Origin of the sequence: Marinobacter litoralis (assembly GCF_016427555.1) — a bacterium.
Taxonomy (GTDB): domain Bacteria; phylum Pseudomonadota; class Gammaproteobacteria; order Pseudomonadales; family Oleiphilaceae; genus Marinobacter; species Marinobacter litoralis_A.
In genome coordinates, this window is sequence record NZ_JAELVS010000002.1 from 231,957 (window position 1) to 244,149 (window position 12,193).

Sequence of the window (12,193 nt, forward strand, 5' to 3'; positions counted from 1 at the left end):
AATCCTTGTCTCGCGCACTGTTTTTGTTTTAGTTATCGAAGTCTTTTCGTTTTTTCCAGGACTCTTCATCTTGCAGCATGTCGTCCCACTCCTGATCCAGCTTGGTGCCGTGCTCGGCAGTCGCGTCTTCGTCCTGCAGGCTTGCTTCGAGTTCTTTGATCCGGGTTCTGAAGCTTTTCACAGCCTTCAACGCCAGTGGATTGTCCTTTGACTTAACCATTTCCATGCTGGCTGAATGATACGAGTGAATGGCTTTGCGAATTTCGTTCTGGCGAATCTGTTCCCTCGCCTGGAATACGTACAGGTCTGCGTGGGTTTTGTGGACCAGAAACAGCACATACTTAAGATGTTGTTTGGCCGTGGGCGCATCGATTCGACCGCTTTTATGCATGCTTTCAATCAGTTTGAACAAACTGTTCAAGTGCTCTTTAACCTGTTGCGCTTTTTCAGGCGAATCGATCTTAACGGGAGGATGGTTGTCAGTCTTGTCGACAACGTGCTGCCGGCTCTGTTTGACGGTTTCAAGCCATTGGGTCACAGGCTTTTCGGTCTTGAGTGCGGCCAGATTCTTGCACGCATCTTCCATTTGTTTGAGCAGAATAAGCTTTAGCCCGGTGTTCAGGTATTGCCCGGGAATTTCGGTCAGCAGACGGTCGGCCCGATTGTAGGTGTCCTGGAGCGCGCGGATCTTTCGCAGGCGCTCAATGCGAGACTTTTCGCGCATTTGGCTGACCACGATAATCACCAAAGACAGAGCAACGATGGCGGCAAGGATGATGACGATGGTGGTTGCTTCCATGTTCCGGACGTGGCTCCAAGTAAAGGTTGCGAACGAGGCTGCGTCAGTTAGCCCATGAATTCTGCGTTATAACAGCCTGAAAGACTAGCAGAAATCTATTGATCCGTCCGAAAGGCGCCTGTATCAGTGAAAGTTTCATAAATTTGATGAATTCTTGTAACCGGGTATATTGTTCGTGTGAATGTGCGCCCTGTCCGCGTTCCGGTTTTCCGAATTAGAGGAGTTGTTGATGGATATTTCCCGAGTGGACCTTAATTTGCTGGTGTACCTCGATGTACTGTTGCGGGAGAGGAACGTCACCAAAGCCGCCAACCATCTGGGGATCACACAACCGGCCATGAGTAATGGCTTGAGGCGCCTGCGGGATCTATTCGGCGATCCGATTCTGGTCCGGACCAGCGAGGGGATGACGGCGACAGAGCGAGCACAAGAATTACAGCCGTTAGTGCGTTCGATTCTCTCGAACATTGAACAGGCAGTGCAGGAAAAAACGCCATTCGCCGCAGAGAACAGCCAACGAGTGTTCCGAATCATGGCCAGTGATTATGCGGAATCCTGCCTTATGCCCCGGGTATTGCGGCGCATTCGGCAGGAAGCGCCGCACGTTACGCTGGATGTGCTGACGCCGAGTGATGTCAGCTTTCTGGATGTCGAACAGGGCCGTTTGGATATGGCAATCAACCGGTTCGACAAGATTCCACAATCGTTTCACCAGAAAACGTTGTGGACGGAATACTTCGCGTGCTTGATGAATGCCCATAATCCGGTGCTGGTGGAACCCTTTACGTTGGACACCTATTTGGATGCAAGCCATATCTGGGTCAGCAAAACCGGATTTGGTGTGGGCGTGGGGGTGAACCCGAAGGATGTGCAGCGCCTGGGCTGGGTGGATGAAGCGCTGGGTTTGATGGGGCGTAAACGCCAGATCTCGGTATTCACACGACATTATCAGGTGGCTATGTTGCTGGCTGAACAACACGATTTGATCGCAACCTTGCCGTCACGCGCTGCCTGGCTCCAGAAAGACAATCCGAACCTTGTGGTGAAGGTGCCCCCGTTTGAGATCCCGCCGTTCGAGCTCAAGATGGCGTGGAGTCCGCTGCTACAGCACAACTCGGATCATCAGTGGCTAAGAAAGCTGATAGCGGAAGTCGCCGAGGAAGTAGACGATGAGTTTGCGCCCTTCGGAGCTCAGTTCGAATCGCCTCAGGCGCTGGGATCAGATCGGTAGTTCGCGCAGTTCGAGAGATGGTTGTGCTGTCTCCCACATGCGCTGGAACGCCTCTTCTTTGAGCTTCAGGCGCCGCCCGGCGGTGAAATTGGCGAATCCTTCGGGTTTATTAAAGTCGTGGCGGCAGAGCAGGCCGTCACGGTCTACGAGAACAAAGGGTTGGTCTTCTTGCGGGTAATCGTGGTTGAGCACACGAAGCTCGATGCGGCTGGGTAATCGGCGCATCAGCTCGATCAGACGATGGCGTTTTTGTACCAGCGGTTTGTCGTCGTGTATCAGAATGCGAACCTCGCTGAGGCGGTGCTGGCGTGCCACAGCAGAAATCAGTTCTCGCAGTTGGTGGCGGTCGTACCGATCGTGATCCAGCAGGCGATCATAAATCCACAGGCGCTGTCGTGCCTGGCCAACTAACGAATCCATCAGTTCTAAAAAAGTGCTTTCCTGATCGAATATCCAGCTTTCCGCATCAACGCCGAGGATGAGCGGTTGAGAGCGATGGCCAAGCCCGTGATGAGCCAGCGCCGGGGACAGGCATCGCATATCGAGGTGGGGAATACCTGCATCGTCGTATAGCGACGAGCAAACATGAAAACCGCAACGCTGGTAAAAGCCGATAGCGTGTTGCTGGGCCGAAAGCCTGAGCTCCTGATAACGGCCGGCGGATTCTTTTAACAGGTGCTGAATGAGGGCTTCGCCAATGCCGCGCCCACGGTATTCCGGCAGCACGGCCATGCGCCCGATATAGCCGGTTTCTTCCAGAGCCGAGAACAATCGGGCGGTAGCAATGGGTTGGTTGTCGCGGCCTACGGCCAGGTAATGATCAGCTATCTCGTCTGTGTCATCCCACTCCAGCTCCGGTGGCACTTGCTGTTCGTCGATAAACACCCGTTGGCGGATATCGCGAATGGAGCCGGGCGCCAATTGCCAACTGTATTTTCGGAATCGTGGAGTCATTGCTTACTCAAAGTACACAGAGCCTTGATTGTAAAGCGTGGTCAACAGACCAACCAGCGCTTCATCGCGAGCAAAGGTGGCCAGTTTGGATTGATTGATACGGGCGCCGGCGCACAGTAGAGGTGCGATGGGTTGAGCGTCACCTTTCAGCAAATACTGTTCACCATCTACAAACAGGGCGGTTTCGCCCTCAAACTCGTGGTACGCGAAGCGGGAGCCTTCGTTCCAGCGCAGTTGCTCGCCGGCTTCAATGGCCGTAGCGAGGTCTTCAGGCGTTGCGGGTTCTTCCGCCGGCACGACAATGTCCAAACTTTTCGGGGCCGTAGTGTATTGGCCAAACCAGAGTGCCAGTGCACGTCGGTCACTGATCTGTTCGCGAATTACTTGATCAAGGCGGTCAATCACTTCCGGTGCAATGGTGCCGGGGTTGTCCTGAACGGTCAGATTCGGGTCGCCTAGATGTTCTGCCGCTTTTTCCTGATTGCACAGGTAATCGGTAAAACCGGTTAACACGTCATCGATCGTTGGCGCCCGGAAGCCGATCGACAAGGTAATGCAGTCATCTTCAGCAACGCCATGGTGGCCCACTCCGGGAGGGAGGTAAAGCATGTCGCCCGGTGCCAGTGTGACGGTTTCTTCTCCGTCCCAGCTGCTGAGAATTCTTAATGGCGTGCCTTCAACTCTGGGGGAGGTGTGATCGCAATGACCACCAAAGGTCCAGCGCCTATGGCCTTCTGCCTGCAGCAGAAATACATCGTATTGGTCGTAATGAGGGCCTACGCTGCCGCCCTTGGGCGCATAGCTGGCCATGATGTCATCCAGCCGCCAGTTGGGCACAAAACGAAACGCTTCCAGCAAATCGGATATTTCCGGCACCCAATGGTCGAGGCCTTGAACCAGTAAAGTCCAATCCTGATCCGGGAGGGTGCTGAACCGTTCCGGTGTGAACGGGCCGTTGTGTAGTTGCCAGGGCTTACCCGATTCGTTTTCAAGAACGATGCGGGATTCCACGGCTTCTTCACAGGCCAGACCCGCCAGTTCGTCCGGGCTGACCGGGCACTGGAAGCCGGGGAATGCCTGACGGATGACGAGGGGCTTCTTCTGCCAGTAGTCGCGCAGAAATTCAGAGGCTGTCAGTCCGCCAAGCATATCCATGGTGCTGCTCCAGATTTAGATGTTGCCGGCTTGTTCGACGGCGTTACCAATGTAGGTTTCCGGCGTCAGCGCGCGCAACTCGGCTTTCGCTTCTTCCGGAATCTCCAGTGTTTCCACGAAGTTCTGAATCACTTCCGCTGACATGGTTTTGCCGCGGGTCAGATCCTTCAGTTTTTCGTAAGGCTTTTCGATGTTGTAGCGACGCATCACCGTCTGGATGGGTTCCGCCAATACTTCCCACGCGCTGTTCAGGTCTTCACCCAAACGAACCGGGTTGATTTCCAGCTTGCCCAGACCTTTCAGGGTGGCTTCGTAAGCAATCAGGCTGTGAGCAAAGCCAACACCCAGATTCCGAAGCACGGTCGAATCGGTTAGGTCGCGCTGCCAGCGGGAAATCGGCAACTTGGCCGACAAGTGCCCGAAGATGGCGTTGGCGATACCCAGATTGCCTTCGGAGTTTTCGAAGTCGATCGGGTTGACCTTGTGCGGCATGGTAGAAGAGCCGATCTCGCCGGCAACCGTCTTCTGCTTGAAGTAACCCAGAGAGATGTAGCCCCAGATGTCACGATCCAGATCGATCAAGATGGTGTTGAAGCGGGCGATGGCATCGTACAGTTCCGCGATGTAATCGTGGGGTTCGATCTGGGTGGTGTACGGGTTCCAGTCGAGGCCGAGGCGTTCGATGAATTCTTTCGCATTGGTGGCCCAGTCTACCTGCGGGTAGGCAGACAGGTGCGCGTTGTAGTTACCGACGGCACCGTTGATTTTGCCCAGCAGTTCCACAGCTTTGATCTGCTTGAGCTGACGGCGCAGGCGGTACACCACGTTTGCCAATTCTTTGCCGACCGTTGTGGGGGAAGCCGTCTGACCGTGCGTGCGCGACAACATGGGCTGATCAGCGTGTTCTTTGGCAAGCTCGGCGAGTTTGTCGATCACTTTTTCCATGCCCGGTAGCAGGCCATGATCCAGGCCTTCACGCAGCATCAGGGCGTGAGACAGGTTGTTGATGTCTTCAGAGGTGCACGCGAAGTGAACAAACTCGGTAACGGCGTGCAGCTCGGGAACGTCAGCAATCTTTTCTTTGATGAGGTATTCAACCGCTTTTACATCGTGGTTGGTTGTGCGCTCGATTTCTTTGATGCGTTCCGCGTCGGCCAGACTGAATTCGCTGACCATTTTGTCCAGAAAGGCATTGGCTTCCGCTGAAAAGGCAGGCACTTCGGTAATGGCCGGGTGTTCAGCGAGTTTCTGCAACCAGCGGATCTCGACGGTTACCCGGTTACGGATCAGTCCGTATTCACTGAAGATGCTGCGAAATACGCTGACTTTGCTGCCGTAGCGTCCATCGACCGGGGAAATGGCGGTCAGGGCGTTGAGTTCCATCGAAAACCTCTCAGTTCATCAAAGAATCGGATAAGAATAGTAGGGGGTCTATGATACACCAGCCCGCGTCGCGAATCAGCGCAACAACTCGCGGGCGTGGTTGATCACTTTTTTACGGGCAAAAATCAGTTGCCAGCGACGGCCGCCGCATTGTCGCCAAAGCACCGCGGAACGAATACCGGCAAGGAGCAGCGCGCGAACCTTGGCGGCATTCTCGTCTTGCTGCAGGACTTGCGGATTGCCGCTGACCTGAATGCGCAAACGGAAGGTGCTGATAGTATCGGTGTAGATCGAGGCCAGGTTGCCAATCAGATTACTGTGGTTGTAACCAAAATGGCTGGCAGTATGCCGTGCTTGTTCGATGCGGCTACCGATCACGTCAAGAAGGTCCGGGCTGCTTTTGAGCTTGGATTCCAGTTGCACCAGATTCAGCACATAGCGAAGTGTTTCAACATCCTTCGCGCCACTTTGCTGAGCCAGAGAGGTTGACAGTGCTTTCAGGCCTTCCCGTATATCGGACAACTCGCCACCGTACACGTCGAGAGTAGATGCGGGGTCGGTGGCAAACAGTGAGCGCAGCGAGGTTTCTAGGCTCTCTTCGTCGCACGTTCCTTTATGCGCAACCTGCTGAACCAAAGAGGCCGCCTGAAACAATCCGGCCAAAGCTAAAGTCTGGTCGTGCAGAGTGCGGCTCATGAACGCGCCTCAGCCGTATGGTTTTGATCCAAACGGGCTGGCAGCTCTTCGTTGTCGCGCCAGGTTTCTTCGATGACACCACCGCCGAGGCACACGTCGTCGACATAAAACACTACCGACTGACCGGGTGTCACCGCCCGCTGGGCCTCGTCAAACACAACTTTCACGCCGCCGTCGATAACCGTGACCTCACAATCTTGGTCCGGCTGGCGATAACGGGTTTTTGCCTTGCAGCGAAACTGCGTGGACGGTGCATCGCCGGCAATCCAGTCTATCGGGCCGGATACCAGCCCACGGGAGAACAGCAGCGGATGGTGTTTGCCTTGCACTGCAACCAGCACGTTTCGACTCAAGTCTTTTTCGGCGACGTACCAGGGGTCATCGCCGTATTTGGCCAGCCCACCAATGCCCAGGCCTTGGCGCTGGCCAATGGTGTGGTACATCAAACCCTGATGCTTACCGATCACTTCGCCATCCGGGGTTTCAATGTTGCCGGGCTGGGCGGGCAGATATTGTTTCAGGAAATCGGTGAACTTGCGTTCGCCGATGAAGCAGATGCCCGTGGAATCTTTTTTGTCGTGAGTGATAAACCCTTGCTCTTCCGCGATACGGCGAACTTCAGGCTTTTCCAGTTCACCGACCGGGAACAGGGTGCGGGCGATGCGATCACCAGACACGGCGTGCAGGAAATAGCTTTGGTCTTTGTTTGGGTCCAGACCTTTCAGCAGTTCGGCCTTGCCGCTGCCATCATTCAGCGGGCGCTGGCGGGTGTAGTGCCCGGTCGCGATATAATCCGCGCCCAAAGTAATGGCATAGTCCAGAAAGGCCCGAAACTTAACTTCTTTGTTACACAGGATGTCGGGATTGGGCGTTCGGCCAGCGCTGTACTCCGAAAGAAAGTGCTCGAATACGCGATCCCAGTATTCTGCGGCAAAGCTCGCGGTGTGCAATGTGATACCGATGGCATCGGCCACCGCTTGCGCGTCAGCAAGGTCGGTCATCGCGGTGCAGTATTCCGTGCCATCATCTTCGTCCCAGTTCTTCATGAACAGGCCTTCCACCTGGTAACCCTGGTCTTTCAATAACCAAGCGGCAACCGATGAGTCGACACCGCCGGACATGCCGACAATGACACGGGTGTTTTCTGGGGCTTTGGAATCAGGATTTGGGATCATGAGCCTACTGGTAACCGGTTAGAAAGCGGCGATTTTAGCACTTTGTAACGGTTACGTCTGTCCGTCGATCACGACCTCAAGGGGGAATTGCCGGCCGTTTCGGTAATCCTCGATGCATTGCAGAACCAAAGGGCTGCGTAATTTGCTTCCGAGTTCGCGGATCTCGTCCAGTGTTAGCCAGTGCGGGGCGATGATTCCGTCGTCCAGTTCGTCCGTGATTTTTCGAAGCGGCTTGGCGGCGTAGCAAAAACGGTGATAGGTAACGCCGTTTGTCGGTGCCTTGTAGGTGTAAATGCCCAGGAAATAGGTGGGCTCCACTTCCCATCCGGTTTCTTCCAGGGTTTCCCGGCAGGCCGCGTCAAGAATCGGTTCGTCTTCTTCGATGTGTCCGGCCGGTTGATTGAAGACTACCTGGCCGTTACTGAGTTCTTCCACCAATAAAAAGCGGCCGCGATCATCTTCGGCGATAACAGCCACTGTTGCGTGAGGCTTCCAGATCATTTTGATGCAGATCTCCTGTTGGGTCGGCGCGCTTTCGTTGAGCGGGGTCCGGGGCGGCGCCCCTGCTTGGACGGCGAAGCCGGGGCATCGGGAAGGTGCACCTGCTCCATTCGGAACTCGCCCGGCTGTAGCTTGTCGAGGGTCCAGTCGCCAATTTGATAACGTACCAGTCTAAGCGTTGGGTAGCCAACGGCTGCGGTCATTCTGCGCACCTGCCGGTTGCGGCCTTCACTGATGGTCAGTTCAATCCAGCTGGTTGGCACTGTTTCGCGATGCCGAACCGGAGGGGTGCGTTGCCAAAGCTTGGGTGGTGTCATTCTCCGAACTTTAGCCGGACGGGTAGGGCCGTCTTTCAGATTTACCCCTCGGGAAAGGTTGTCGATTGCAACGCCAGAGATATCGCCTTCCACCTGTACCCAATAGGTTTTGGGCATTTTGTTGCGGGGTGACGCTATGCGGTGCTGTAACGGGCCGTGATTGGTGAGCAGCAGGAGACCTTCGGAATCGTAGTCGAGTCGCCCGGCAGGGTAATAGCCCGGCATCTTGATCCATTCAGCCAGTGTTGACCGGGGGTTTTGAGTGCGCTCATCCGTGAATTGGCTGAGAACCTCGAAGGGTTTGTTAAACAGGATGATGTCCGCCATTCACAGGGTCCTGTCAGTTGCGGGTTTACCGAGCTGACAAGCCTACTGCAATGCAGGCATTGAAAAAAGCACCGATGCGGGGTCCCACCGGTAAATACCGGCAGGCTGGCGGTTGAGCCGGGCCGAAATTGGCTCAGGCGTTGGCGGCTCTGGATGGATATCCGTCGCGATTATTACCGGATTGGGCCTCCCGGCTGGCGGGCCGGTCGCCGGGTGCAGTATCCGGCACGATGTTCACGGCATGAACGCCTTTATCGCTCGGTTTTTTCTCGAACGTAACCGCCTGGCCTGCCTTCAGGGTTTTATAGCCTTCGATCTGAATGGAAGAAAAGTGCGCGAACAGATCATCGCTGCAGCCATCTTCGATGATGAAGCCGTATCCCTTGGCGTTGTTGAACCACTTAACCTTGCCCCTCGGCATGATGAACTCCCCCGTCCCTTTGCTGTCTCTTTTATTATTGGAGTGTTTATCCGTTGATAAACTTTCGCTGCATTCCGTTACATTAAATTACATACAATGTTAACTGTCGACCAATCAGGTTTCTGAGTCAAGGATCACAGCTGTTTGAATAAGTGTTTCATCAGGGTATGGAATCGGTATCATGTTCACAGGATTTGTTAACCCGCGCTTGCTTGGGCGCCAGCCTTGAAAATGTCTGGCCGGGTAACCACATTAAGATAGCCATCCGAATAATCGGTACACAGAACCATGCGGACAATTGAAAATTCTCTACTAATATTTAATCAGGGGGAGGACGACCAGCCCGGGCGTCAAGATGGGGTGAGTGTAGCGCCCGAGAAGCCGGCCCTGAAGCGTCCCGCCCGCTTTAGGGTGCTGCTCCTGAATGATGATTACACCCCGATGGATTTCGTGGTGGAAGTGTTGATGACGTTCTTCGGCATGAACGAAGAAAAGGCGACGCAGGTGATGCTGCTCGTCCATACGCAAGGAAAGGCCGTATGTGGGGTATATACCCGCGACATCGCAGAAACGAAGGCGGCGCAGGTGAATCAATATTCGTCAGAATGTGAACACCCGTTGCTTTGCGAGATAGAACGCGCGGACTGACAGACCTAGGGGTAGCCCATGCTGAGTAAAGATCTTGAACTTACGCTGAATACAGCCTTCAAAAATGCCCGCGACAAGCGCCATGAATTCATGACCGTGGAGCATTTGATGTTGGCTCTTTTGGATAATGAATCGGCAGTGGGAGTGTTGAAAGCTTGCGGTGCAGACCTCAAACAGCTTGAGGATGAACTGATAGAGTTTGTGGATTCCACCACACCTCTGATTCCGTCCAGCGACGGCGACCGGGAAACCCAGCCAACACTCGGTTTTCAGCGTGTGCTGCAGCGGGCGGTATTTCACGTGCAATCTTCCGGAAAAAAAGAAGTAACCGGTGCCAATGTGCTGGTTGCGATTTTCAGTGAACAGGAAAGCCAGGCGGTTTATGTTCTCAAGAAACAGAACATTGCCCGCATTGATGTGGTGAACTACGTATCCCATGGTATTTCCCGAGTACAGGGAGCTGAGGACCAGGACGGCGCTGACCATGCTGCGCAAGAAGAAGCGGGTGAGGAGAGTGGTCATGCCCGCCCGTTAGAGAATTACGCAGCCAACCTGAATGAGCAGGCGAGAGAGGGTCGTATTGATCCCTTGATCGGCCGCGAAGTCGAGGTAGAGCGGGTTGTGCAGATTCTGGCTCGGCGGCGGAAAAACAACCCACTGCTGGTCGGTGAGGCCGGTGTGGGTAAAACGGCGATTGCGGAAGGCCTCGCCCGGCGTATTGTGGACGGCGAAGTGCCGGATATTATTTCGGACGCGGTGGTCTACTCCCTGGATATGGGGGCTCTGCTGGCGGGCACCAAATACCGCGGTGATTTTGAAAAGCGCCTGAAAGGTCTGCTGGGCGATCTGAAAAAGCAGGAGCACGCGATTCTGTTCATCGATGAGATCCACACCATCATCGGTGCGGGTTCCGCATCGGGCGGCGTGATGGATGCGTCCAACCTGCTTAAGCCTATGCTCAGTTCCGGCGAGCTGCGTTGCATTGGTTCTACCACTTACCAGGAATTCCGCGGCATTTTCGAGAAAGACAGTGCCTTGGCGCGTCGTTTCCAGAAGATCGATGTGAACGAGCCTAGCGTTGAAGACACATACCAGATCCTTAAAGGGCTGAAACCAAGTTTTGAAAAACACCACGACCTGACCTACACCGATCAGGCGCTGCGGGTTGCGGCTGAGCTGGCGGACCGTTACATCACTGACCGGCATATGCCCGACAAAGCTATTGATGTGATTGATGAGGCTGGCGCGCGCCAGCGTCTTCAGCCGGAGGACAAGCGCAAGAAGTCGGTTGAGGTTGTCGATATCGAGGACGTGGTAGCCAGTATTGCCCGAATTCCGCCGAAGAACGTGTCCACCAGCGATAAAGATCTTCTGCGTAACCTGGAACGCAACCTGAAAATGGTTGTGTTCGGGCAGGACCCTGCCATCGAATCTCTGTCTACCGCCATCAAGCTGGCCCGTGCAGGCTTGAAAGCGCCCGAGAAGCCGGAAGGCGCTTTCCTGTTTGCGGGTCCGACCGGGGTTGGTAAAACCGAGGTGACCAAGCAGTTGGCCAAGGTTCTGGGTATCGAGCTGGTACGCTTTGATATGTCGGAATACATGGAGCGCCACACGGTGTCTCGCTTGATTGGCGCGCCTCCGGGCTACGTGGGTTATGACCAGGGCGGGCTGCTGACGGAAGCGGTAAACAAGCATCCGCACTGTGTTCTGCTGTTGGACGAAATCGAAAAGGCGCACCCGGAAGTGTTCAACCTGCTGCTGCAGGTTATGGATCACGGTACGCTGACTGATAACAATGGCCGCAAGGCGGATTTCCGTCATGTGATTCTGGTGATGACCACCAATGCGGGTGCCGAAAATATGGCCCGTCGTTCAATCGGGTTCAGTGAGCAGGATCACAGCACCGACGGCATGGAAGTCATCAGCAAAACCTTCACGCCTGAGTTCAGAAACCGTCTGGACGGCATTATCCAGTTCGGTGATCTGCAGAAGGCGACGATTACCCACGTTGTCGATAAGTTCCTGACGGAGCTGCAGGCGCAGCTTGACGAGAAACATGTGGTACTGCATGTAAGTGAGGCGGCCAAGTCGTGGTTGGCAGAGAAAGGTTACGATGCGACCATGGGGGCCAGGCCAATGGCGCGTTTGATTCAGGATAAGATCAAGCGACCTCTGGCAGAGCAGATACTGTTCGGGAAATTGTCGGAGAAGGGCGGGGATGTCCACATCCAGCTCGAGAACGACGAGCTTGTCTTTGAGTACGAAGACGAACCGGCAGAAGCCATCTGACGTAACAAAAAAGCCCCGCTCGTGCGGGGCTTTTCAGATGTCACGAGAGCATTAACGGGCGCGGTAAACGATGCGGCCCTTGCTCAGGTCATAGGGAGTCAACTCTACCTTGACCTTGTCTCCAGTCAGGATGCGGATGTAGTTCTTGCGCATCTTTCCAGAGATGTGTGCAGTCACAACGTGGCCGTTAGACAGCTCAACGCGGAACATGGTGTTAGGAAGGGTGTCTAGAATAACGCCTTCCATTTCAATGACATCTGATTTCGCCATTCAGAAAAAACCTCGTTCGGAATACTT

At 54.7% G+C, this 12,193-nt stretch carries 13 protein-coding genes; 3 read left to right on the plus strand and 10 right to left on the minus strand.

All coding sequences use genetic code 11. The features are described from left to right. Positions 1 to 28 precede the first annotated feature (28 nt). Positions 29 to 799 carry a hypothetical protein gene (locus tag JAO79_RS08665; RefSeq protein WP_199006862.1) on the minus strand — a complete coding sequence of 257 codons (771 nt, stop codon included), beginning with the start codon at positions 797 to 799 and terminating at the stop codon, positions 29 to 31. A gap of 229 nt (positions 800 to 1,028) precedes the next feature. Here JAO79_RS08665 and JAO79_RS08670 point away from each other — a divergent pair, with 229 nt between their 5' ends. Then, the gene (locus JAO79_RS08670; protein WP_199006863.1) at positions 1,029 to 2,030 is read left to right on the plus strand and encodes a LysR family transcriptional regulator; all 1,002 of its coding nucleotides are present in this window, start codon (positions 1,029 to 1,031) and stop codon (positions 2,028 to 2,030) included. Here JAO79_RS08670 and JAO79_RS16405 read toward each other — a convergent pair. The 8 genes from JAO79_RS16405 to JAO79_RS16410 form a co-directional block, all read right to left on the minus strand. Beyond that, positions 2,019 to 2,984 (minus strand): GNAT family N-acetyltransferase, encoded by a 966-nt coding sequence (locus tag JAO79_RS16405; protein ID WP_199006864.1) that lies wholly within the window; start codon positions 2,982 to 2,984, stop codon positions 2,019 to 2,021. The genes JAO79_RS08670 and JAO79_RS16405 overlap by 12 nt on opposite strands. 3 nt (positions 2,985 to 2,987) lie before the next feature. Beyond that, positions 2,988 to 4,139 (minus strand): cupin domain-containing protein, encoded by a 1,152-nt coding sequence (locus JAO79_RS08680; RefSeq protein WP_199006865.1) that lies wholly within the window; start codon positions 4,137 to 4,139, stop codon positions 2,988 to 2,990. A gap of 15 nt (positions 4,140 to 4,154) precedes the next feature. Beyond that, the gene (purB, locus tag JAO79_RS08685) at positions 4,155 to 5,522 is read right to left on the minus strand and encodes an adenylosuccinate lyase (RefSeq protein ID WP_199006866.1); all 1,368 of its coding nucleotides are present in this window, start codon (positions 5,520 to 5,522) and stop codon (positions 4,155 to 4,157) included. Positions 5,523 to 5,597: 75 nt separating this feature from the next. Then, positions 5,598 to 6,218, minus strand: coding sequence for a high frequency lysogenization protein HflD (gene hflD, locus JAO79_RS08690; protein WP_199006867.1), 621 nt, complete (start codon positions 6,216 to 6,218; stop codon positions 5,598 to 5,600). Further along, positions 6,215 to 7,393 (minus strand): tRNA 2-thiouridine(34) synthase MnmA, encoded by a 1,179-nt coding sequence (gene mnmA / locus JAO79_RS08695; RefSeq protein ID WP_199006868.1) that lies wholly within the window; start codon positions 7,391 to 7,393, stop codon positions 6,215 to 6,217. Before mnmA ends, hflD begins: the two co-directional genes overlap by 4 nt. A gap of 51 nt (positions 7,394 to 7,444) precedes the next feature. Beyond that, entirely contained in the window at positions 7,445 to 7,894 is a 450-nt protein-coding gene (locus JAO79_RS08700) for an NUDIX hydrolase (RefSeq protein WP_199006869.1), read from the minus strand. Beyond that, positions 7,891 to 8,538: a pseudouridine synthase gene (locus tag JAO79_RS08705; protein WP_199006870.1), complete on the minus strand. Its 648-nt coding sequence runs from the start codon at positions 8,536 to 8,538 to the stop codon at positions 7,891 to 7,893. The genes JAO79_RS08700 and JAO79_RS08705 overlap by 4 nt, the downstream gene beginning before the upstream one ends. Positions 8,539 to 8,671: 133 nt before the next feature. Beyond that, complete coding sequence (locus JAO79_RS16410) at positions 8,672 to 8,959, minus strand: cold shock domain-containing protein (RefSeq protein ID WP_199006871.1); 288 nt, start codon at positions 8,957 to 8,959, stop codon at positions 8,672 to 8,674. A gap of 288 nt (positions 8,960 to 9,247) precedes the next feature. Here JAO79_RS16410 and clpS point away from each other — a divergent pair, with 288 nt between their 5' ends. Both clpS and clpA read left to right on the plus strand, forming a co-directional pair. Beyond that, the gene (gene clpS, locus JAO79_RS08715) at positions 9,248 to 9,607 is read left to right on the plus strand and encodes an ATP-dependent Clp protease adapter ClpS (RefSeq protein WP_114333516.1); all 360 of its coding nucleotides are present in this window, start codon (positions 9,248 to 9,250) and stop codon (positions 9,605 to 9,607) included. An 18-nt stretch (positions 9,608 to 9,625) separates the two neighbouring features. Next, entirely contained in the window at positions 9,626 to 11,896 is a 2,271-nt protein-coding gene (gene clpA / locus JAO79_RS08720; protein WP_199006872.1) for an ATP-dependent Clp protease ATP-binding subunit ClpA, read from the plus strand. Positions 11,897 to 11,947: 51 nt separating this feature from the next. Here the strand turns inward: clpA and infA are convergent, their stop codons facing one another. Continuing rightward, positions 11,948 to 12,166: a translation initiation factor IF-1 gene (infA, locus tag JAO79_RS08725; RefSeq protein ID WP_044386042.1), complete on the minus strand. Its 219-nt coding sequence runs from the start codon at positions 12,164 to 12,166 to the stop codon at positions 11,948 to 11,950. Between the last annotated feature and the right edge of the window lie 27 nt (positions 12,167 to 12,193).

Excerpts from the sequence above, each read along its gene's own strand:
- purB (WP_199006866.1), bottom strand. The coding sequence starts at position 5,522 with ATGGAACTCAACGCCCTGACCGCCATTTCCCCGGTCGATGGACGCTAC.
- hflD (WP_199006867.1), bottom strand. The coding sequence starts at position 6,218 with ATGAGCCGCACTCTGCACGACCAGACTTTAGCTTTGGCCGGATTGTTT.
- JAO79_RS08670 (WP_199006863.1), top strand. The coding sequence starts at position 1,029 with ATGGATATTTCCCGAGTGGACCTTAATTTGCTGGTGTACCTCGATGTA.
- JAO79_RS08680 (WP_199006865.1), bottom strand. The coding sequence starts at position 4,139 with ATGGATATGCTTGGCGGACTGACAGCCTCTGAATTTCTGCGCGACTAC.
- JAO79_RS08705 (WP_199006870.1), bottom strand. The coding sequence starts at position 8,538 with ATGGCGGACATCATCCTGTTTAACAAACCCTTCGAGGTTCTCAGCCAA.
- JAO79_RS16410 (WP_199006871.1), bottom strand. The coding sequence starts at position 8,959 with ATGCCGAGGGGCAAGGTTAAGTGGTTCAACAACGCCAAGGGATACGGC.
- infA (WP_044386042.1), bottom strand. The coding sequence starts at position 12,166 with ATGGCGAAATCAGATGTCATTGAAATGGAAGGCGTTATTCTAGACACC.
- JAO79_RS08700 (WP_199006869.1), bottom strand. The coding sequence starts at position 7,894 with ATGATCTGGAAGCCTCACGCAACAGTGGCTGTTATCGCCGAAGATGAT.
- JAO79_RS08665 (WP_199006862.1), bottom strand. The coding sequence starts at position 799 with ATGGAAGCAACCACCATCGTCATCATCCTTGCCGCCATCGTTGCTCTG.
- mnmA (WP_199006868.1), bottom strand. The coding sequence starts at position 7,393 with ATGATCCCAAATCCTGATTCCAAAGCCCCAGAAAACACCCGTGTCATT.
- clpS (WP_114333516.1), top strand. The coding sequence starts at position 9,248 with ATGCGGACAATTGAAAATTCTCTACTAATATTTAATCAGGGGGAGGAC.
- JAO79_RS16405 (WP_199006864.1), bottom strand. The coding sequence starts at position 2,984 with ATGACTCCACGATTCCGAAAATACAGTTGGCAATTGGCGCCCGGCTCC.
- clpA (WP_199006872.1), top strand. The coding sequence starts at position 9,626 with ATGCTGAGTAAAGATCTTGAACTTACGCTGAATACAGCCTTCAAAAAT.